Here is an 833-nt window from a genome sequence, read left to right as displayed (position 1 = left end):
AGGTAATGCCTATCGGAACTGGACCGGATTTCGATCTGTTTGCTCAACGTTTGTGGTCTTCAAGAGCTTGATGATCAATGGTTTTAGGTCCTCGTCGCGGTGGTTGAACCGATAGCAGGTTTCACCGAGATAGAGATGGAAGAACTTTTTCGGCACGCCGCGATACGGATAAAGCCAGTTCTTGGCGTAGGACCAGAAGCCCTCGATGCCATTGATGTGGTCACGCCCGAGCGGCCGGCCCTTTTCCTTGCGGATGACGACATGGTCGCCTCTGAGCCGCAGGGTGGCGTAAGCCTGCCATTCGTCGGTGTAGTAGAGCGAGCCCTCCCGGCTCTCCGCCTGGATGACCTGCATGATGGAGGCCCGGTCATGAGCAGGGACCGGCTGGGCCTTCACCAGGCCGTTGCGCTTGACGATGCCGAAGACGATCACCTTGCCGGCTGCACCCCAGCCGCGCTTGCCCTTGCGGGCTCCGCCGAAGGTGGTTTCGTCGCATTCGAGGTTGCCTTCGAACGGCTCGCGCAACTGCTCGGCATGCGCCATCGCCAGGCGGATCAGGCGATAGAACCGTTCCGTTGCCGGTCGGCCCGCCACAAGCGAGAAGCGCTGGCGATACACCGGCACTCCCCAGACAAAACGCTGCACCAGTTCCGTCTTCACCCGGCTGTCGAGCCGCGAAGCTTCCCACAGCGTCCTCTCACGCCAACGGCGCCTGCAGCGACGGCACTTCAGCCGACCGTCCGAAAGGCGCCAACTCCAGCCAAAACCGCAATTACGGCATCGAGACATGGCCAAATCCTCCAGGATTTGGTCCAGTTCCGATAGGCATTACC

The 833-nt window shown here is 60.6% G+C and carries 1 protein-coding gene; it reads right to left on the bottom strand.

What is annotated here, in order from left to right; genetic code table 11:
* Nucleotides 1-9 precede the first annotated feature (9 nt).
* On the bottom strand, nucleotides 10-660 hold the full coding sequence (locus PV773_RS25140; RefSeq protein ID WP_347968991.1) for an IS1595 family transposase: 651 nt from the start codon (nucleotides 658-660) through the stop codon (nucleotides 10-12).
* Nucleotides 661-833 lie beyond the last annotated feature (173 nt).

The organism is Mesorhizobium sp. CC13 (assembly GCF_039907765.1).
GTDB lineage: Bacteria > Pseudomonadota > Alphaproteobacteria > Rhizobiales > Rhizobiaceae > Aminobacter.
Note: the sequence above shows the minus strand (reverse complement) of the source record. Positions and strands in the feature narration are given on the sequence as shown.